Annotated in this window: 1 protein-coding gene; it reads left to right on the forward strand. The window is 60.3% G+C overall.

The window, feature by feature from the left end; translation table 11 throughout:
• Positions 1 to 48: 48 nt before the first annotated feature.
• Positions 49 to 252: transposase (locus KBY97_RS14870; RefSeq protein WP_399217936.1), on the forward strand; the 204-nt coding region annotated here is incomplete at its 3' end.

Genomic DNA, 252 nt, shown 5'->3' on the forward strand with positions numbered 1-252 from the left:
CGACCTTGGCCTTGAACTCGGGGCTATGGGTGCGGCGTTTGCTCATGGGTGGGAGCCCCCTTTCAGGGGCGGTGCCCCGCCTCACAGGTTAACGATGGACCCTGTCCAGAAAAACCAGACCACCTCATCCGTCGCTTCCTGCTGCGGGGTCTGGAGAAAGTGAATGGCGAATGGGCCCTGATCGCCGCCACACACAATCTGCTCAAGCTGTTCAGGTTCCGGCGATCACAGCAGCAGATGTTGATGGAAGCG

The sequence above is a fragment of the Synechococcus sp. ATX 2A4 genome, assembly GCF_024346375.1.
In the GTDB taxonomy this organism is placed as follows: domain Bacteria; phylum Cyanobacteriota; class Cyanobacteriia; order PCC-6307; family Cyanobiaceae; genus MW101C3.